General features: G+C 54.9%; 17 protein-coding genes and 2 tRNA genes. 14 read left to right on the top strand and 5 right to left on the bottom strand.

Annotated features, from left to right (window positions below; genetic code table 11):
* The first annotated feature begins 22 nt into the window (after positions 1–22).
* Both ychF and V6P94_RS23440 read left to right on the top strand, forming a co-directional pair.
* Complete coding sequence (ychF, locus tag V6P94_RS23435; protein WP_133076413.1) at positions 23–1,123, top strand: redox-regulated ATPase YchF; 1,101 nt, start codon at positions 23–25, stop codon at positions 1,121–1,123.
* Between the two features lie 131 nt (positions 1,124–1,254).
* The gene (locus V6P94_RS23440) at positions 1,255–2,328 is read left to right on the top strand and encodes an FUSC family protein (RefSeq protein ID WP_133076414.1); all 1,074 of its coding nucleotides are present in this window, start codon (positions 1,255–1,257) and stop codon (positions 2,326–2,328) included.
* A 68-nt stretch (positions 2,329–2,396) separates the two neighbouring features.
* Here V6P94_RS23440 and V6P94_RS23445 read toward each other — a convergent pair whose 3' ends face one another.
* Positions 2,397–3,488, bottom strand: coding sequence for an IS630 family transposase (locus tag V6P94_RS23445; RefSeq protein WP_044272157.1), 1,092 nt, complete (start codon positions 3,486–3,488; stop codon positions 2,397–2,399).
* Between the two features lie 260 nt (positions 3,489–3,748).
* Between V6P94_RS23445 and V6P94_RS23450 the strand changes: the two genes are divergently transcribed.
* From V6P94_RS23450 to V6P94_RS23470, 5 genes are all read left to right on the top strand, one after another.
* The gene (locus V6P94_RS23450; RefSeq protein ID WP_338648789.1) at positions 3,749–4,666 is read left to right on the top strand and encodes a sigma 54-interacting transcriptional regulator; all 918 of its coding nucleotides are present in this window, start codon (positions 3,749–3,751) and stop codon (positions 4,664–4,666) included.
* Positions 4,667–4,960: 294 nt separating this feature from the next.
* Positions 4,961–5,221 carry a hypothetical protein gene (locus V6P94_RS23455; RefSeq protein WP_338648790.1) on the top strand — a complete coding sequence of 87 codons (261 nt, stop codon included), beginning with the start codon at positions 4,961–4,963 and terminating at the stop codon, positions 5,219–5,221.
* 513 nt (positions 5,222–5,734) lie between these two features.
* Entirely contained in the window at positions 5,735–6,481 is a 747-nt protein-coding gene (gene sctJ / locus V6P94_RS23460; protein WP_338649467.1) for a type III secretion system inner membrane ring lipoprotein SctJ, read from the top strand.
* A complete protein-coding gene (locus V6P94_RS23465) occupies positions 6,478–6,822 on the top strand; it encodes a hypothetical protein (RefSeq protein WP_338648791.1) in 345 nt (114 codons plus the stop codon). The genes sctJ and V6P94_RS23465 overlap by 4 nt, the downstream gene beginning before the upstream one ends.
* A 68-nt stretch (positions 6,823–6,890) precedes the next feature.
* Positions 6,891–7,430, top strand: a complete 540-nt coding sequence (locus V6P94_RS23470) for a sigma-70 family RNA polymerase sigma factor (protein ID WP_326397353.1) — start codon at positions 6,891–6,893, stop codon at positions 7,428–7,430.
* An 85-nt stretch (positions 7,431–7,515) separates the two neighbouring features.
* On the opposite strand, the gene V6P94_RS23475 is transcribed toward V6P94_RS23470, so the two are convergent.
* The gene (locus V6P94_RS23475) at positions 7,516–8,733 is read right to left on the bottom strand and encodes an MFS transporter (protein WP_338648792.1); all 1,218 of its coding nucleotides are present in this window, start codon (positions 8,731–8,733) and stop codon (positions 7,516–7,518) included.
* Positions 8,734–8,905: 172 nt separating this feature from the next.
* Here V6P94_RS23475 and V6P94_RS23480 point away from each other — a divergent pair.
* From V6P94_RS23480 to V6P94_RS23500, 5 genes are all read left to right on the top strand, one after another.
* Positions 8,906–8,982, top strand: a tRNA-Met gene (locus tag V6P94_RS23480).
* Positions 8,983–9,497: 515 nt separating this feature from the next.
* Positions 9,498–10,022: a sigma-70 family RNA polymerase sigma factor gene (locus V6P94_RS23485; protein ID WP_338648793.1), complete on the top strand. Its 525-nt coding sequence runs from the start codon at positions 9,498–9,500 to the stop codon at positions 10,020–10,022.
* Positions 10,019–10,963: a FecR domain-containing protein gene (locus V6P94_RS23490; RefSeq protein ID WP_338648794.1), complete on the top strand. Its 945-nt coding sequence runs from the start codon at positions 10,019–10,021 to the stop codon at positions 10,961–10,963. Before V6P94_RS23485 ends, V6P94_RS23490 begins: the two co-directional genes overlap by 4 nt.
* A 93-nt stretch (positions 10,964–11,056) precedes the next feature.
* Entirely contained in the window at positions 11,057–11,710 is a 654-nt protein-coding gene (locus V6P94_RS23495) for a TonB-dependent receptor plug domain-containing protein (protein WP_338648795.1), read from the top strand.
* Between the two features lie 2 nt (positions 11,711–11,712).
* On the top strand, positions 11,713–13,485 hold the full coding sequence (locus V6P94_RS23500) for a TonB-dependent siderophore receptor (protein WP_338648796.1): 1,773 nt from the start codon (positions 11,713–11,715) through the stop codon (positions 13,483–13,485).
* A 199-nt stretch (positions 13,486–13,684) separates the two neighbouring features.
* Here V6P94_RS23500 and V6P94_RS23505 read toward each other — a convergent pair whose 3' ends face one another.
* Complete coding sequence (locus V6P94_RS23505; protein ID WP_338648798.1) at positions 13,685–13,843, bottom strand: hypothetical protein; 159 nt, start codon at positions 13,841–13,843, stop codon at positions 13,685–13,687.
* Between the two features lie 15 nt (positions 13,844–13,858).
* On the opposite strand from V6P94_RS23505, the gene V6P94_RS23510 reads away from it, so the two are divergent.
* Entirely contained in the window at positions 13,859–15,382 is a 1,524-nt protein-coding gene (locus tag V6P94_RS23510; RefSeq protein ID WP_338648799.1) for a PepSY-associated TM helix domain-containing protein, read from the top strand.
* A gap of 3 nt (positions 15,383–15,385) precedes the next feature.
* On the top strand, positions 15,386–15,676 hold the full coding sequence (locus V6P94_RS23515; protein WP_338648800.1) for a DUF3325 family protein: 291 nt from the start codon (positions 15,386–15,388) through the stop codon (positions 15,674–15,676).
* Between the two features lie 152 nt (positions 15,677–15,828).
* Here V6P94_RS23515 and V6P94_RS23520 read toward each other — a convergent pair.
* Positions 15,829–15,904, bottom strand: a tRNA-Phe gene (locus tag V6P94_RS23520).
* An 80-nt stretch (positions 15,905–15,984) separates the two neighbouring features.
* Positions 15,985–19,236 carry a response regulator gene (locus V6P94_RS23525; protein WP_338648801.1) on the bottom strand — a complete coding sequence of 1,084 codons (3,252 nt, stop codon included), beginning with the start codon at positions 19,234–19,236 and terminating at the stop codon, positions 15,985–15,987.
* Positions 19,237–19,314 lie beyond the last annotated feature (78 nt).

The following is a 19,314-nucleotide window of genomic DNA, read 5'->3' on the forward strand; positions in this document are numbered from 1 at the left end:
TCTACTCCTCGGGGAAAACACCATGGGATTTAACTGCGGCATCGTCGGCTTGCCTAACGTCGGCAAATCCACCCTGTTCAACGCCCTGACCAAATCCGGTATTGCGGCCGAGAACTTCCCCTTCTGCACGATCGAGCCGAACACCGGTATCGTGCCGATGCCCGACCCACGTCTGGACGCGCTGGCTGCCATCGTTAAACCCCAGCGCATCCTGCCAACCACCATGGAGTTCGTCGATATCGCGGGCCTCGTGGCTGGCGCATCGAAAGGCGAAGGCCTGGGCAACAAGTTTTTGGCCAACATCCGCGAGACCGATGCTATCGCTCACGTGGTCCGCTGCTTTGAAGATGAAAACGTGATTCACGTTTCCAACAGCGTTGACCCGAAGCGTGACATCGAGATCATCGATCTTGAGCTGATCTTCGCCGACCTCGACAGCTGCGAAAAGCAACTGCAGAAAGTTGCGCGTAACGCCAAGGGCGGCGACAAGGACGCGGTGGCTCAAAAAGCACTGCTGGAACAACTGATCGCACACTTCACCTTGGCCAAGCCGGCGCGTAGCCTGATCAAGAACATGGATGCCGATGAGAAACAAATCATCAAAGGCTTCCACCTTCTGACCACCAAGCCTGTGATGTACATCGCCAACGTGGCTGAAGACGGTTTCGAAAACAACCCGTTGCTCGACGTGGTCATGGCCATTGCCGAAGAAGAAGGCGCAATCGTGGTTCCGGTCTGCAACAAGATCGAAGCTGAAATTGCCGAACTCGACGATGGCGAAGAAAAAGACATGTTCCTTGAGGCCCTGGGTCTTGAAGAGCCAGGTCTGAACCGCGTAATCCGTGCCGGTTACGAGATGCTTAACCTTCAGACCTACTTCACCGCAGGCGTTCAGGAAGTTCGCGCCTGGACCGTGAAGGTGGGTGCTACCGCTCCGCAAGCAGCTGGTGTGATTCACACCGACTTCGAAAAAGGCTTTATTCGCGCCGAAGTTATCGCGTACGACGATTTCATCAAGTATAACGGCGAAGCCGGTGCAAAAGAAGCCGGCAAATGGCGTCTGGAAGGCAAGGAATACATCGTCAAAGACGGTGACGTCCTGCACTTCCGCTTCAACGTGTAATACAGCACACGTCCAAAAAACCGCGCCCAGGCGCGGTTTTTTTTGGTCCGGTATTTAGTGCAGGTCAAACCATCCCCCGGGCAAAAGGTCTATGGTAAGTCTCAAGGCCATAAGACTGATCGGGAGTTTCAATGCTCGCCAAGGTGTTCATCAATCGCTTCACCACCCCTCTGATTCAGCGGATAAGCTTTCGCTGGTCCTCCGCCTGGCGAGATGCATTGGCTTCAGCAATCGCAGCGGCATTGGCCTGGGTTCTCGCCAAATATTTGTTCGGCCATGTACACCCCGTCTTTGCTGCCATCAGTGCAGTGGTATGCCTGGCACCCGGTTTGCCCAGTCATGGCAAACAGGCGATTGGTTTGATGGTGGGTGTCGCCACCGGGATTATCGTGGGTGACGCGGCCTTGTGGCTTCCAGATGCTTATCCTTTGCTGCGGATTGGCTTTGCCACGTTCTCTGCCATCGCCATTGCGGCCTTGTATGGCCTGGGACCCGTGGTTCCGATTCAGGCCGGGGTTTCGGCCGTGCTGATGCTCGCAGTCGGCCCCGAGAGTGCCGGGGTGGTACGCATGCTTGATGTACTGGTAGGCGCTGGCGTAGGACTGGTCTTCAGCCAGGTGCTACTGACCCCCAACCCTATTGGCATCATTGATGGCTCGGCAAAGGACTTACTGGAAAAACTCTCCTCGGGATTTAGCAAAAGCCTGCAGGCACTCGAAGAAAATAACGCCGACAAAGCTCAAAGCGCCGTACAGATTTTCTCTCGGGCCCACGACAGCCTGATTGCCCTGGAGAACGGAATCAGCATGGCCCGCAACACCGCACGCTGGACATTGCGCGGGCGCTTTGTGTCACGGGAGGTCAAGGGTATCGCCAGCCGTTACGAACGCCACGCCGTTCGTTTGTACGCAAGCTCGCTGTTGTTCTCCGAGGCCTTTGCCGATGCCTTGCGCAAGGAGCAAGGCCCGGCGCCGGCCTCGTTGCACGAGCGACTGGAAAATGTCGCCTCAGGCTGTGCTTCGATCGCCAATGATAATGAGCGACCAGTGCTGATCCCGGTATCAGCCAGTGAACTGGCCGATGCAGTGTCGGCACCGTGGCAGCTTTGCTTGCAACACTTGAGTACCGTTGAAAGCGCCCTTCTGACGTTTGGCTTTACCACGCAAACCGAAAGCCAGACAAACGCCAGCAAAAGCAAACCATAAGTATCAGCGAAACCCTTGTTCCTTCATGGCCAGGGGTTAAATCACACAGCCACTAGTGTCTCGAGCGGTTAGTTCATTAGCTTATTCTTCATCACACTCAGCTTTGCCATATGTACCGAGCTGATGATGGCCGCTGCGGTCTTTGTCCACTTGAACGGCTTGGCTGAATGCTCGTTATGAGCAGTAATGAACTGGCGGATCGCGACTTTCAGATCAGTAACACTGGTGAAGACACCTCGATACAGTGCGCGTCTCTCCAGCTGTGAAAACCAGCCTTCCACCGCGTTTAGCCAGGACGCACTGGTCGGCGTGAAGTGCAGCTTGAAGCGCGGATGCTTTTCCAGCCAGGCCTTGATCGCTGGGGTTTTGTGGGTCGAACTGTTATCCAGGATCACATGGAGATCCAACTCGGCAGGCGTGTTCTTATCAATCTGCCGGAGGAAATCCAGGAACTCCTTGGCCCGGTGCCGCTGGGTAATCCGGCCCATTACTTCACCGGTCATGATGTCGAACGCGGCGTACAAGCTCGCCGTGCCATGGCGCTTGTAATCATGGGTTCGCCGCTCGATCTGCCCAGGCCGAAGTTGCAGCATTGGCTGAGTACGATCCAGCGCTTGGATCTGAGTTTTCTCGTCAACCGACAGCACCATGGCGTTGTCCGGAGGGCTCAGGTACAGCCCGACCACATCGATGACCTTCTCAGCGAAGTGCGGATCGTTGCTGATCTTGAATGTCTTCAGTCGGTGCGGCTTGAGATCCGACGCAGCCCATATCTGCCGGACTTGCCAGGTGGTAACGCGAGCGTACTTGGCCATCAACCGGACGCTCCAGTGCGTTGCTTCCTTGGGAACCCGGTGCGTTGTCAGGGTCAGGATTTCTTTGACTTTCTCAGCACCCAGCTTCAAAGGCTGACCGCTACGCGGCAGGTCGTTCAGGCCGTCGATGCCCGACGCCAGATAACGCTTTCGCCACTTGAACACGGTCGGTGTCGTGATCAGTAATTGCCCACAGATGGCAATGGGCGTCACCCCTTCATTGAGCAAAAGCAGTATCCGCGCCCGCTGAGCAAGGCTCTGCTCCAGCGTACTCATGCGCAGCCAACCTTGAAGCGTAAGAACGTCGGCGGGCTGTAGTGCAAAGGGAGCAATTGGACGAGGCATGCCTGGAACCATCTCGGGGCGAGGGGTGCACAGTATATCGTGGTACGTTAGAAAATAAACTAACCGCTCACGACACTAGTACTGCCCCCCTACAGCTTCTGTTTCTATTAACTCAAGAAATACGGCCATTTCATGACTTGGTTTACCTATTCAATAGCACCAAGCTGTTTCCAGACGGGAGTTACTCCAAAAGACTGTCTATCCGGGTTGGCCGTAAAACACAGCCTTCCCAAAAAAGAAATAAAGCGGGAGCAAACTCAATGGCGTCTTCCCATTCGAGAGACGAACATTATCAAGCCTATCAATTCGAAGACCCCGAACTTGACGCCACCATCAACAGTACTGCAACACTAAACATAGATATTTTACTCTATGGTGAAACCGGCACCGGCAAGGACACGCTGGCAGAGCGGCTACATTCTTTATCAGGACGTCGAGGTCATTACATTGCAATAAACTGTGCGGCCATCCCCGAGAGCCTGGCTGAGAGCCAGTTGTTCGGCGTCACCCACGGCGCATTTACCGGTGCCATGCAATCACGGGCGGGCTTTATTGAAGCCTCCGATATGGGCACGCTGTATCTCGATGAGATAGACAGTATGCCGCTTATCCTGCAGGCCAAATTATTGCGTGTACTGGAGACTCGTGGAGTAGAACGGCTAGGATCGACAAGGTCCATACCCGTGGACATGCGCGTCATTGCCTCGGCTCAATCTTCTTTATCAGAAATGGTGGAACAAGGTCGTTTCAGACGAGACCTGTATTACCGTCTTAATGTAGTAAGCCTGCATTTACCGCCTTTACGCGAGCGACGCGAACACATTATTCCCTTGTTCCTTAACTTGATTCAGCGCGAAGCTAATTACTTCAACTCATCTATACCAGTGCCCAGCACTTCACTGCTTCAACGTGTTATTTGCCATGACTGGCCTGTTAATGTCCGGGAATTGAGATCCGTTGCCAAGCGGCTGGTACTGGGTTTACCCCCACTTTTGACATGTTCAGGGGCCAATAACAATGACGAAAAAATCTTGAAACTTCGTTTGCAGCAAATCGAAAAATTAATCATTCAGGATTCCCTGCGACGTCACCTATATAGCTTGGATGCTGTGGTACTTGAGTTAGGCGTTGCGAAACGTACGCTTTACCATCGAATGAAACAACTGGAAATATCCTGACGTCAACAAACTGGAACTGAGCGACTTAATAACGTCACTCAAACAACGAACCAGCCTCCCGGTTCAATATTAATATCGGTCTCCAGAGGAATACATATGCTACCTCTACTCCCCCTATTGGCACCCATCCTATTACCGGTCGTCAACAAGGTTATTGATACGCTCGGCGGCCTTGCGAAAGACACGTTAAACACCGCAGTAACAACTGCGACCTCTCCTCTCAACAGCACCACCCCTACGAACAAAATCATGTTTTAACACTCCCATAAAATAACCAACCACAGAAATATCACCATGTTAATTCCACTCCTCTCAGCACTATTCAGTGGCGGTAGCGGCGGTAGCGGCCGTAGCGGCCGTAGCGGCGGCACACCAGATAAAGACCCCATCAAAGAACAAGCCGAACTAAACAAGAAACTAGCCTGGGACAGTTACTTAACAAACAAAGAGAAACTCGAAAATGACGCCCGCGGTGCAAAATCGGCGGGCATCATGGATACCGCCAGCAAGCAGATGAATGCGATGCAATCTGCTGCTAAAGCACTGAACTATTGATGCATTGGCCAATGCCCCATCTCAATAATGGGGCATTGGCCTAAACGACCCGTTCAGACCTTTCTTGCGACGCTCACCGATACGTCTCGCAGATCGAACACGGCACACCTGAGGCTTTATATGAACGTTAATGCCCCTGACGTTGCCACCCTGGCACCGTCCATGTTCCCTGACACGCCGTATCCTGCACCTGAGACTGCCGATATAAACTGGTTCAATACCTTGTTGAAATCGCCTGCGGCCGAAGTTCCTTACAACAATGGCGCCAGCCCGCTCAGTCAGCGCTCGGAATTCTTGCAAGGCCTCTCGAACAGGGCTGCACAGGCCTTGCAAAAAGTCAGCACCAGTACCGATCCCGTCGACATGCTCAAATCAACCCGTGCCATGTCGGCATTTCATCTTGATGACCGTATTGAGCGCCAAGATAATCAGCAAGACGTCACAAGCAATCGAAAAACTCACCAATCTGTCTTAGACGGTAACAGCATTGTGTCGCGCCTTATCAAGAGCCTGATGTTTTTGCTCGTAATGTGTTTGGCCGGTTGTGGTGAAAGTGTGGAGCTTCACAGCCAGCTTTCCGAACAAGAAGCCAATGAAGTCATCGCCGAACTGGCAGACAAGCAAGTCCATAGCCAAAAGATCCCTACCAAAAACGGAGTCTCCGTGCGGGTGAGTGCACAAGATATCAGCCGGGCTATCAAGACCCTTGCAGCCGCCGGGCTACCCAAGGCAACACGCTCGACACTGGGACAAATCTTTCGCAAGGAGGGAGTTATTTCTACCCCGCTGGAAGAGCGTGCCCGCTACATCCACGCCTTGTCACAGGAACTCGAAGCGACGCTGTCAAACATAGACGGTGTCATCGTTGCGCGTGTGCATGTGGTGCTTCCCGAGCGAGTAGCCCCGGGCGAGGCAGTCCAGCCCGCGTCGGCTTCGGTCTTCATCAAACATGACTCAAGACTGGACCCCGACAGCATTCAGTCTCGGGTACGCCGAATGGTTGCCAGCAGTATTCCGGGCATGGCCACGGCTTTAGACAACCCGAACAAAATAACCACGGTATTTGTCCCGGCGGCTGCGTTTCAAGACAAGCAGCAGTTGCTCTTCTTCGGCCCCTTTCTGGTGCCGGAGCAAAACCTGGGGTTCTGGAAAAAAACCTTTGCCGGTGGAGTCTTTGGGCTCCTTCTTGCGATTACCGGCCCTGTCATGTGGCTGAAGTTGAGACATAAAACGCCCCCATCTGAGGAAGGTTCTGCATGACCGAGGCTGACCTGTGGGTTCAGTGGTGGGCCTTCCCATGGCGAAAAACCCATCCGGACTGGCGTAACGTTGAGGCTGTTGTTTCAGAAGTTGCCCTGAGCATCGAACTCAGTGCCTGCACGGCTTCGTTTCGTCCGTCAAATTTCATAGGGATGCCAAGTCAGGAAGGTTCGATGACCTGTGTGGCCGGTCCCAGGCAAACGGTTCCCCGGCGCGCAGCTGACATGGTTTTTGAAAAAGTTGGCGCAAGCCCAGGACAGGCCACGCAAGTTTCGGCACAAAAAGGTGCCATCAAAAAAATAAAATTCTTAAAAAACAATCATATACAGGCAATTCATTGATTGGCACAGGCGGTGCTTAGGAGGCCTTCGTCGAAATCATTTCGATAGCGCACACCTGAGGATAAAAAATGAATTGCCTTGATGATGTTTCCTCCCCACCCCTCTTGACCTCTTCTACCACCCCCCTGGATCTGTCGACCGGGCTCCAGAAAAAACTGAAAGCGTTTATTCACAAGCGCGTATTGAACCCCGAGGATGCGGACGATATTTTTCAAGTGACCTGTCTGGAGGCCTGGCGAAGCAAAGACCGCTTCAATGGCCAGGCAACACTGAGCACATGGATGTGCGGCATTGCCCAGAATCTGATTCGCAATCACTTTCGCCGGCTGTACGCGAGGCCGGTACATTGCGAGTTCGACGAGGCGCTCTGCCCTGAGCAGCATTGCGCCAGCGACCTGGGTGGTCAGTTCGAAATCAATCGACGTCTAGAACTGACCCTCACGGCCATCAACCGGCTGCCAACCGAAATGCGCAATACGCTGTACGTGTCGCTGGAAAGCGGCGGTAGTTATCGCGACACGGCCAATGTTCTGGAGATCCCCATAGGGACGGTTCGTTCACGCATCTCGCGGGCCCGGGAGCAGCTCAAGATAGCCACCCACTGCTAGTGCTCACCACGGACATCTGCACAGAGAGGTCCATGGTTGAGGTCTAGCGTGCAGAAAGGCCAGGGAGTGGCCACCCACTACCGATTCAGATTTTTTTCGTTCGCGGCAGCAAAATCGCCAGCACGCCGAACAGCGGCAGATATGAGCACAGGGTATAGACGTACTCGATGCCATGAATGTCAGCCAGGTGCCCGAGCAAGGCGGCACCGATCCCGCCAAAGCCAAACATCAAGCCAAAGAAGATACCCGCAATCATTCCCACATTGCCCGGCACCAGCTCCTGGGCGTACACCACGATAGCCGAGAAGGCAGAAGCCAAAATAAAGCCGATGACCACACTGAGCACACTGGTCCAGAACAGGTCGGCATAAGGCAACATCAACGTGAACGGTGCCACCCCGAGTATCGAGAACCAGATCACCGCCTTGCGTCCGATGCGATCGCCTATCGGCCCACCAAAGAACGTACCTGCTGCAACGGCTCCCAGGAACAGGAACAGATACAGCTGTGAAGTCGAGACCGACACGTCGAACTTCTCAATCAGAAAGAAGGTGTAGTAGCTGGTCAGGCTCGCCATGTAGAAATACTTGGAGAACACCAGCAGGCCGAGCACCACCAACGCACCGAGCACCCGCCGTTTTGAAAGGCCATGGGTCGCTTTCTGCCCGGCCTTGAGCTTGAACAGGTTCAAGTGGTTGCGGTACCAGCGGCTAATGACATACAGCAGCCCTACGGCGAACAGCGCAAATAGCCCGAACCAGGCCACATTGCCCTGGCCATAGGGAATAATGATAGCCGCAGCCAACAACGGCCCGAAGGCCGAGCCCGCGTTGCCACCCACTTGAAAGGTCGATTGCGCCAGGCCGTAACGTCCGCCTGAGGCGAGCCTTGCCACGCGGGATGCTTCAGGGTGAAAGGTTGAAGAGCCAACCCCGACCAGCCCTGCCGCCAGCAGGATCAGAGGAAAGCTGCCAACCTGGGACAGCATCAAAATCCCTATCAGGGTGCACACCATACCGGCTGGCAGCAATAACGGATTGGGATGACGGTCGGTGTAGTAACCCACCCACGGCTGCAATAGAGAAGCCGTCATCTGGAACGTCAGGGTAATCAGCCCGATCTGGGTAAAGGTCAGGTCATATTTGGCCTTGAGCATCGGATAGATCGACGGCAGTACCGCCTGGATCAGGTCATTGATCAGATGCGCCAACGCCACGGCACCGATAATGCGCATGACTAACGGGCTGGACTGGGGAGCTGGAGGGGACGCGGTTGTAGTTGTTTGAGCGTTGCTAAGAGCCATTTGAGCTTCCGTACGACAGGTGAATGCGCGCTTGCAGGTACGTCAATGTGCCATTTTTTTACAAGATATTGCCATCCAAAGCCGCCCAAAACCTTAAGCAGTTGATAGCACAAAGATTTTTTAAGATATTTGCTTGACACATGTCCATTACGAGGGAATAATGCGCGCCATTGGCTACATAGCTCAGTTGGTTAGAGCATAGCATTCATAATGCTGGGGTCCGGGGTTCAAGTCCCTGTGTAGCCACCAAACGCTTGTTTACAGATGTCTCCATGAGTCTATAAACAGTACAAGAAGCCCGCCTAGTGCGGGCTTTCTTGTGTCTGGGGGTTTCTCCTTGTCTCCCCCTATACCTTTCCTCCGTGTATCCCCCTGTGTATCCTTCGTTAATAATCGAACCGAAGGGATACAAGCCAATGAAGCGTTCAGAGATCAAAAGACGTCCCTTACCAAATACCGGTTTCACTACATCGCAAGATGAACATGAAGCCAACAAGAAGCCCGCCTGTTGCTCAGTTAGGCGACTTCTCCCCGCTCCCCCCCTTGAGCAGCATGGCTCTTGAGTGAATGACATTAGGCCTGCGGCGGGCTTAGTTGTGTCCGGGAGTGTGTCCTGGACTCCCCCGTCTACCTTTCCCCGGGTATCCCCGACAAATGGGGTGAGACAGTCCAGCCGGGCTTGCGACGCTCATCAGCAGTCTTACACCTTGAAACAACCGCTACAGCCATGGTAAATGATAAGAATTATCATTAAATTCATTCCAATGGCTCAAATCGCGCTCGCTTCTGCCAATGCACGACAGACGGTATTGCACAGCCTTTTCGGTGACCACCATGGTTGGTTGTTGAATCGACTACGTGCGCGGCTGGGCTGTTCCCATGATGCTGCAGACATCGCTGCTGAAGTGTTTGTTCAGGTTGTCGCATTACCTGAACCGCAGGCAATCCGCGAACCTCGGGCACTCCTTACGACAATCGCCAAGCGATTGATGTACGACAGTTGGCGCAGGCGCGATCTGGAACGCGCTTATCTGGAAGTGTTGGCTTTGCAACCCGAAGCATTCGAACCCTCCCCTGAAGTCCGGGCACTGGCGATTGAAGCTTTGCTTGAAATCGACGCCTTACTCTCAGGCCTTTCGTCACGGGCCCGCACTGCATTTCTGTGCAGCCAGGTGGACGGTATGAAGTACGCCGACATTGCCGAGTTGATAGGGGTATCGACAACTCGGGTACGCCAATATGAAGCCAAGGGTTTGAAGCTGTGCTGCCAGAATCTGATTCACGAGTGAAACGCGCACCTTCTGCCATCGAGGAAGCCATCGAATGGACGGCCTGCATGCGTTCAGGCGAAGTCCTGGATGATGAACAAAAAGCGTTCGAAGCCTGGATCTCCAACGCGGCGAATGCGCAGGCATGGGAGAGAGTGCAGACCCACCTGGGGACAACCTTTTTACCGCTTGCACGTAACTCGGACTCGAAGGTACGCAGGGTTCTGCAGTCGCCAGATCCGCAACGACGACGCTTGCTTCGGGGCGCCCTGGTTCTTGGCGGAGTCGGTGTCGGCGCGGCACTGATTGGCCGGCAGAGCACGTTGTTCACAAGCATGGGGGCCGACTTGAGTACAACCACTGCGCAACGTCGTGACTTCAAACTGCCGGATGGCAGCACGCTGGTTCTGGACGCGCGCAGTGCGGTGGATATCGATTTTACTGCCAGCCAGCGAAACGTGATGTTGCGTAAAGGGAAACTGGTCATAGAGGCCAGCGACGATCCCAGGCCACTTGTTGTGCGCACATCACATGGATTTGCACGCAGCTCTGACGCACGGTTTATGGTCTCGCTACAAGACGGCACCACTCATGTGTGGGCAATGACTTCCAGCCTCTGCGTGGGTCTGCTCGAGGGGCAATGCTCGTTGCTCAAGAGCGGAGCGGGTGCCCGTCTCAATTCAAGGGCTATCCAGCCACTTGCCGCTAATCGAAAAGGGGAAACCAGTTGGGAGAGCGGCAGGCTCAGTGTCGATGATTGGGCGCTGGGAGAAGTCATTCAGGCATTGCAGCCCTATCGGCGCGGGGTGTTACGCATTGATCCGGCGGCCGCGCAACTTCGTGTCTCCGGTTTGTTCTCCCTGGATAACAGTGAACGTGCACTGGCTTCGCTGGAGCAAATCCTGCCTGTGCGCATAGAGCAATACCTGGGGTTTTGGACCCGGATCGAACTGCGCGGCTAATTATTTTCAAGTGGCTCTATATCGCTTTTTCAATCTCGTTGGACATAGGAATTAACCGCTAATAAAAGCGGAGCCGCCAACACGGAGTTACCCATGTCCAATCGCTTTAACACGGCGTTCAGGCTGACGCCTGTGTGTTTGTCTTTTTTGCTTATCCTGGGTCACGCTTCGACCAGCCACGCGCAATCACCTGCAACGGGCAGCTCATCTCAACAACATTTCGACTTGCCTGCAGACACCCTGGTGGTGACACTCGATCGCATCGCCCGCCAGAGCGGCAACGAAATCATTTATGCCCCGAATCTCGTCGACGAGCTCCGTGCTCCGGCCATCAAGGGAACGATGAATGCAGAGCAGGCTGCACAGCTTGCGATTGAAGGCAGTGGATTGTCCGTACGTACGACTGTGGGTGGCGCCTTGACGCTGGACCCACTGGGTAGCATGACGTTGCCGGCGCAGGCGATTGTTGGAATGCAGACCGAGGCACCGACCGTATCGGTAGGAACCAAAGTCCCGCTGCATCTGCGAGAGGTGCCGCAAACGATCAATGTCATCGGCCAGGAGCGTATTCAGAAGCAAAACCTCTACACCCTCGAAGATGCACTGGGCAAGGTTGGCGGTGTCACCGTTCAGCGTATCGACGCCAGCCGCCTGAGTTTTTTCTCCCGCGGTTTTAACATGACCTCACTGCAGTTGGACGGTACGCCGACCACCATGGACAACAGGTTTTTTTATCGCCCGACCTGACCATGTACGACCGCGTTGAAGTACTCAAGGGTCCATCTGGCAGCCTGACTGGCGCCGGCGGTCCTGGCGGCAGTATCAACCTGGTGCGCAAACGGCCGTCGGCCGAGACTGCGGTTTCAACAGAGATCAGCGCCGGCTCCTGGGATGACTACCGTGGCATGGTCGATGTCACCGGCCCGCTGACAGAGAGCGGTAATGTACGCGCACGCCTGGTGCTCAGCGAGCACAAGAAAGGCTTCTACTACGACGGTGGCGGCAAGCGCGAATCGGATCAAGTCTACGGCATCGTCGATATAGACCTGACGCCAGATACGGTCTGGACCATTGGTGCCAGCAACCAGAACACCGACATCCGTGGCGCCCAGCGCTCCCTGCCTGCCTATCGCTACACCAACGCTGCCGGTGAGGCCGCAATGTCGCTACCAAACGTGTCGCGCAAGAATTTTTACGGTGAAGACTGGAACCGGGACTATTTCTGGAGCACCGCTGTTTTCACCGAAATCGAGCACCAGCTGGGGGATGGCTGGAAAACCAAACTCTCCCTGCGACACGCCGACAACAACTACGACTTGACCCAGGCTTACGCACGCAATGGTGGGGGCATAGACCCCGCCGACAATCTGGTGTCCATGAACTCGATCATGTTTGATTATCGAGAGAAACAAGACGAGGCCGACGTCTACGTCGACGGCCCGTTCAACTTCCTTGGACGTGAACACACGATGCTGGTAGGCGCCAACTATTCGCGCTCCGAGTTTGCATCGAACGGCGGTTATTACTCGGACTTCCTGGGTGATGTCGACCTCTACGACCCCCAGCCTGACTTTGCCTATCCGGCCTTTGCCGAATCGGACAAGTTGCCGACCAGCGTTGCCAAAACCCGCGCAAAAGCGATTTACAGCAACGTCCGCTTGAGCCTGGCCGACCCTCTGACGCTGGTGCTTGGCGGGCGCGTGACCTGGTTTGAGATGCACCGCAGCCAGCACCAGCCCCAGGCTGGTTCACCGGCGCAAAAGAACGCAGAGAGCGTGTCGCAGAAGTTCACTCCGTTTTACGGGCTGATCTACGACCTCAACGATAACTACTCGCTGTATGCCAACTACTCCGGGGTATTCCAGCCGCAAGCCGTCAGCAACCTGGACGTTAACAACAAGACCCTCAAACCACTGGAAGGCAAGCAGCACGAACTGGGGATCAAGGCCGAATTCCTCGATGGCGCGTTGAACGCCTCGCTGGCAGCGTTTCAGATCGAAGAAGAGAACCGCGCGATTCCGGACATGAACGATCCGAGTTTTCTGGCCGTGGTTGCCAGCGGCAAGGCTCGCACCCACGGATTCGAGGCTGAGGTGAATAGGCAAATGACCCCTGACTGGTTCCTTAGCGCGAACTTCACCCATACCTACAAACGTTATGACAGCCCCAACGAGCAACTGCAGACCTACCTGCCGAAAAACATGCTGCGGGTCTGGAGCCTGTACAAACTGCCCGGCGAGTTGGAGAAGTGGAGTGTCCAGGGTGGTGCCAGCATCGTCAGCGAGACCTACAACAAACTGGATGTCCCTGGCATTGGCATGGACGGCACCAAACTTCGTCAGAGCGGGTACGCCTTGTACGATGCGGGCATTGGCTATCAGATCACGCAAAATCTCTCTGCTGATCTGCTCGCTACCAACCTGACCGACAAGAAATATTTACAGCGCATCAACACCTTCCAGGACGGGAATATCTTCGGAGCCCCCCGTGCCGTGTCCATGACCCTGCGCGCCAAGTTTTAATTGCAGCAGCACATCAGTCACCCGGCATGGGGGTTTTTGGGTCGGCCACAGGGTCCGCGATCAGGGAGGCAGTGGTGAGACGAACCGCAGGAAAACATCCGGAGCTACTGCGCAGCGTGTGGCTGGTACTGGTGTTGCTGCTCAGTTACCTATCATGCTGGGAACTGAACCGATTCTTGGCGTTGTGCCTGGTGCACGCTCATGTCCAGCCCAGTGAAGCGGTGCTGATCAGTTCGATCACCTGCTTTGCACTCTTTCCTTGGCTGGTGCTGTGGCTGTTCAGCGCACCGCGTGGAACGCGCAATTGCCTACGGGTGACGAGTGCATCGCTTGTGATGTGGACAAGCACTTTTTTCATGGAGGCAGGCGCCTGATGTTCACCCGTGTTCGTCAAGCGCTACTGTGGATGCATCGAATAATCGGAATCGGTTTTTCCGGACTGCTGCTGATCGCATTTTTCATGGGCAGCCTGGCGGTGTATGACCGTGAGCTGGACAGTTGGATGTTGCCGCAGATTCGCCTGGCATCGGTTGACACCCCACTGTCACTGGACCAGCGAGTGGTCCCCCACGTTGCCAGCTTGACCCAGAGCAAACCGCTGCTGCAGTGGTACGTGGAACTGCCTGACAAGCGCCGACCGGTGATTCGATTTCAAGCATGGACCCAGGACCGTCAGGGCTTGAGTCGCTTTTTGGCGCCAGGAGAAGACCGAGTGCTGCCGGAGGCCGGAAGCCGCGGCGGCGATTTCTTTTACCGGTTGCATTACACCCTCAACATCAACTTCTGGAACATCGGTACGCGCCTGGTTGGCCTTGCCGCAATGCTGGGGCTAATCGCGTTGATAGCTGGCGTGTGTATCCATGCACGCCTGTTTCAGGACCTGTTCACGCTACGGGTAGACAAATCACCCAGGCGGTTGTTGGACATGCACAACCTGACCGGTGTGTTTGCTCTGCCTTTTCACTTCATCATCCTGTTGTCGGGGCTGCTGATCCTGTTCCCGATGTACCTTCCTGCCGGCATCCTGGCGGTGTATCAGGACCAGCCCTATCAGTTTGGCCAGGAGGCGGACGCAGCGTACAGTCGCCCGGCACTGGGTACAACGGGGTCATTGGCCTCGCTGGATCAGATGATGGCGCAAGCGCGATTGCACTGGGGCAATGGCGAACCGGCGTTTCTCAGGGTCTGGCACCCTGGAGATGCCAATGCCTACGTTGAGGTCAGCCGCTCGTTGGCTGACCGCATGAGTCAGGATGGGCAAACCCTGTACTTCGATGGCGCCAGCGCACATCTGCTGCACGAATCCCGATTGCCTGCAGCGGCCGCGACCTTCAAGTTTCTGGCCGGGTTGCACGTAACCCACTTTCAGCAACCGTGGCTGCGCGCCTTGTATTTTTTTGCAGGTTTGAGTGGTTGCGTGATGCTCGGCAGCGGCCTGCTGTACTGGCTGGAAAAGCGCCGCCTGCAGCAGGCTGCCGGGCGGTGGAGCGAGGTATCGATGACGCTGTTCAGCAGCGCGATGATCACTGGAATGCCATTGGCCACCCTGGCCATGCTGGTGGCCAATCGATTGCTACCGATCGGCCTGGCTGACCGTGCGAACTGGGAAATCACCCTTTTCTACTGGGTCTGGTTACCGGCGATCATGCATACCCTGTGGGCTATCCGGCGTTCAGCACAATCGCGCGCGCCCTGGGCAGAGCACCTGCTGGTGATCAGCGCAATGGCGCTGCTGGCAGTGTTCTCCAATGCCTGGAGCACGGGCGACCATCCATTGCAGTCGATGAAGCGGGGGCTCCCGGCGGTGGCGGGCGTGGATCTGGCATTAATGCTCATCGCGTTGCTCGCGGGAGTCATTGGTTGGCGCTTGCTCCGTCGCAAGCACCTAACAAGGTGAAAAATGGCTGACTGGCTATCGGATATCGCGGCGTTCGGCTTAATGATAATGGGGCTCAGCGCGCTAGCACTCAGTCAAATCCCCCAATCTCGCAGGATCACGCTTACCCGCAAGAGTCCCACAACACGAGTATTGCGTTGCGGCGCAACGCTGTTACTGGCCTTGAGTCTGCTGTTGAGCCTGACAAACCAGGGAGTTGTCATGGGAGCGGTAATCTGGACGCTGGCGATTACACCGTCAGGTATTGGCGTGACGATGATCCTCTGCTGGCACACACATCAGAGAAAAGAGTAGTCAGGCGCTTGCAGCTTAAATGTCCCAAGAACACTTGAACCGCTCATAAAAAAAGCACCAGCACAACAGGCACGTCAAGACCATCGAATCACAGCAGCGACCAGAAACAAAAAACCCCCGAAGCCATCAGGCATCAGGGGTTTTCTATGTAGTGGTGCCCAGAGACGGAATCGAACCGCCGACACGGGGATTTTCAATCCCCTGCTCTACCGACTGAGCTATCTGGGCAAGGCCGTAATTAAACGTTCTTTACAGCAGAGACGTCAAGCAACAAATAAAAAAAGATCAATGAATACCATCGGTTACGATTATCCGCCGTTGGGATACAACTCCCCGTCAACCAGCCTGGACACTGCACGGTGCAAGCGTTTCAACAACGCCTGGATTCTGCTGGCAGACTCTGCACTCAAGGGCTCACGCAACGAACCGATTTCGCACTCATTACAGGCCGCCGCTAAAGCGACAGCGCCTACCGTGGCAAAAGAGCCATGCATACGGTGTACATGATTGAGCAATTTCGATGTATTGCCTTCTTGCAAAGCCTGCTGCGCCTGCGCCAGATCTTGATGCATGGTGGTGATAAACAATCGGTGCATGCTCGGTGAAAGCGTAATCCAGTCTTCAAGATCATCTTTTTGCACAACCTCTTCGCCAGCCTGCAACGTGGGCGGCTGCGGTTGTGCTGACCGGGAACAGTAGACTGACAAGGTCTGGCGCAAGGTTGTCAGACTCAGCGGTTTGACCAGCCAGACGTTCATACCAGCCTTCAGGCATTGCTCTCCCTCCTCTCGCATCGCATTGGCTGTGACACCAATAATCGGCACCAGAGGGTCAAGCTCGCGCAAGCGGCGTGTCAGCTGATAGCCATCGAGCCTGGGCATATTGACGTCGGTAATCACCAAATCGAATGACGCCTCACTCCAACACAGCAAGGCTTGCTCACCATCCTCAGCCAAAGTTACCTGAACGCCCAAAGCCTCCAGCTGCTCCTTGAGAATCTCCCGATTGACGGGGTTATCTTCCGCAACCAAAACGCTCAACTCCAGACGTGAAAGAGGTAGCGGCACGCTGCTGGCTAACTCGGGAGCAGTTCCTTGCGCGACCTGCATCAGCGTTCTGGCGATGGCTCGTATGTCATAGGCGTTAACTTCCCATCCCCTCGAGGTCTTTTTGGGCTGGCTGCGACCCGTTTCAGTCGCTATCACATACTCTCCCGGCCAGTGCAGAGCAAGCTGCGAGTCTGGGTCGACATCCAGCAATATTGCATGGCTGGCGTGGGTATCCGATGCAGGGAGTGCTTGGGCCCGCGCCCCCCAACGATTTAGCCAGTCAATCAGAACCACTACGATATCACTGCGGGAGGCGCGCACATAGACACTCACTCCCTCAAGATCAATATCGGCACTCTTATCCAGCGGGCCAGCCATAACAGGCAAACTTATATTCAGTGAAAAGCTGCTGCCCAAGCCTGGCTCACTGACCACCCGCAGGTTCGCACCCATTATCTCGCCAAGTCGGGCACAAATAGACAAACCTAGGCCCGCACCACCTGCACGCTCGCTACCACCCACCTGGGAAAAGGGCTTAAACAGACGCGCCAGTTGCTCCTCACTGATCCCTACACCGGTATCGGAGACCTGCCACTGCAATGACACTTGACCATGCTCAAGGTCTGTCACCTTAAGCCTGAAGAGCACCCAGCCTGTATCGGTGAACTTGATCGCATTACTCAGCAGGTTGTCGATGATTTGCCGGATGCGCACCGCATCTCCGCACAAAAGTGCCGGTAAGTTCGCGTCCGCACAGGCAAATATTTTTAATCCCTTATTGCTCGCAGCAGCGGAATAACTGCGCACGCAATCTTCAAACACATCCAGAGGGCTGAATGTTTGGGCTTCGACAGCCATTTGCCCGGACTCGATTTTTGACACGTCCAACACGTCGCTGATCAATTGAAACAACACCGCTGATGAGCGCTGAATAGTGTGCAAGTACTCATGTTGGCGCTCACTCAGAGGCGTGAGTTCCAGTAGTTCTAGATTGCCAAGCACCCCGTACAAAGGGGTACGAATTTCATGGCTCATAGTGGCCAAAAATAGGGTTTTAGCCTTGCTGGCTTCATCAGCCGAACGACGTGCTTGCTCCATCAGGTTGGCGTCATCCACATGCCGGGTGATGTCGTTGAAACCGCAGAGCACTACGTCTTTGCCTTTGTAACGGGTGAAGACAAAACAGGCCTGCAGATAACGCCCAGCCACTTCGAGCTGCACCTCGCCCGACTCACGTTCACCATAATCACTCTTCAATAAAGCAATCAGTTCAGGGGTACCCTGCCATTCGTGCGCCCGCTGGTTTTCCAGCAAGACGACACCAGTCCCCCTTTCAACCACACACAGCCCAACGGGCGCGTTATCGAGCATGACCCGATTGAATTCTTCGCTTTCAGCCAAGGACAGGCTGGACTGCTGTGCGGGCTCGATGATCCGCACCCTGTACCAGCGATTGAAGCGCCAGCCAATCAGGACGAACAAAAGAAACAGGCCCGCCGCCCACATCAAGGGCCATTTCGCATAACCAAAGAAATTCTGATACGTGATGGCGTACAGGCCGATCCAAGGATCATCTCCGCCCGAGCTCAACTTGAAGCGCAGACCGTCACGGGCAAAACTCAACCCCGGCGCCAGCTCCTCGACATCCTGAACGTCACCCAACAGCACATCACCCGTAGGGGAAATCAGGGTAAGGCGACTGTTAGTGGGGCGCATCAACAAGCGTTCAAGGTCGCTGACATCGCTGACATCGAGCAAGGCGCTGAGAATCACCGAGTTCCCTTGATTGGCCGCCTGCATAAAGCGATCGGGAAGATCGACACTGATTGCGCCCACTATATATTTGCGTTTTTGAATGAGTTCGAGCGGGGCTTTCATCCACAGCACACGATCAGTGTTTAGCAAATGGCGCTGGGGCAAAAAAGAGTCGTACAAACGCTTGGTCACATCAAAAAAATTGTTGTTGAACAACAGGGGGTACTGACGGGTGCCATCAATACCGGGTACGGCGATGGTGAACTGAGCCGTGGGCGAAAACACAAACACCTGGGGTGCCGAATAATAAGAATCAGACCAGTAAGCCGTGAACAGATCAGTCAACTGAACGCCAAGCGAATAGACCCCCTGCATTTCACCCAGCGTGAACGTGTCTCGCTGGCTCACCGTAAACGGTAGAGACTTGGCAGTGTCTCGGTTTTGAAATAAAAGCTCATCACCCTGGCGCATCAATTCAATGTGCGAACGCGGCTTGGTATCCATCGAAAAGGTGCCGCTGGCGTGATCATAACTCTCAGCGCCTGTGCGTAAAAAAACTTCGTGCTCATGAATACTTTCGATCAACCGTGCGAAGTGAAAATCCGTCTTCTCGCGCTCCTCCATTAGTAGCCGGTTAACGGCCCAATAACTCATGCCCACCAACAACAGGGCAAGCCCGCTCAGCAGGAGCAACAACTTGTTCAGTCGCAGTGAACTCAGTGCCAGTGCACCGAGACGAACCGTTTTTTGCTTCATTATTAAGTGCCGTCATTTAGCTGGATGGAGCCTCGCATGCCCACTGCCTGCTCAGGTATCTAAACACTTCAAGAGGCA

This window comes from Pseudomonas sp. ML2-2023-3, from assembly GCF_037055275.1.
Lineage (GTDB): Bacteria > Pseudomonadota > Gammaproteobacteria > Pseudomonadales > Pseudomonadaceae > Aquipseudomonas.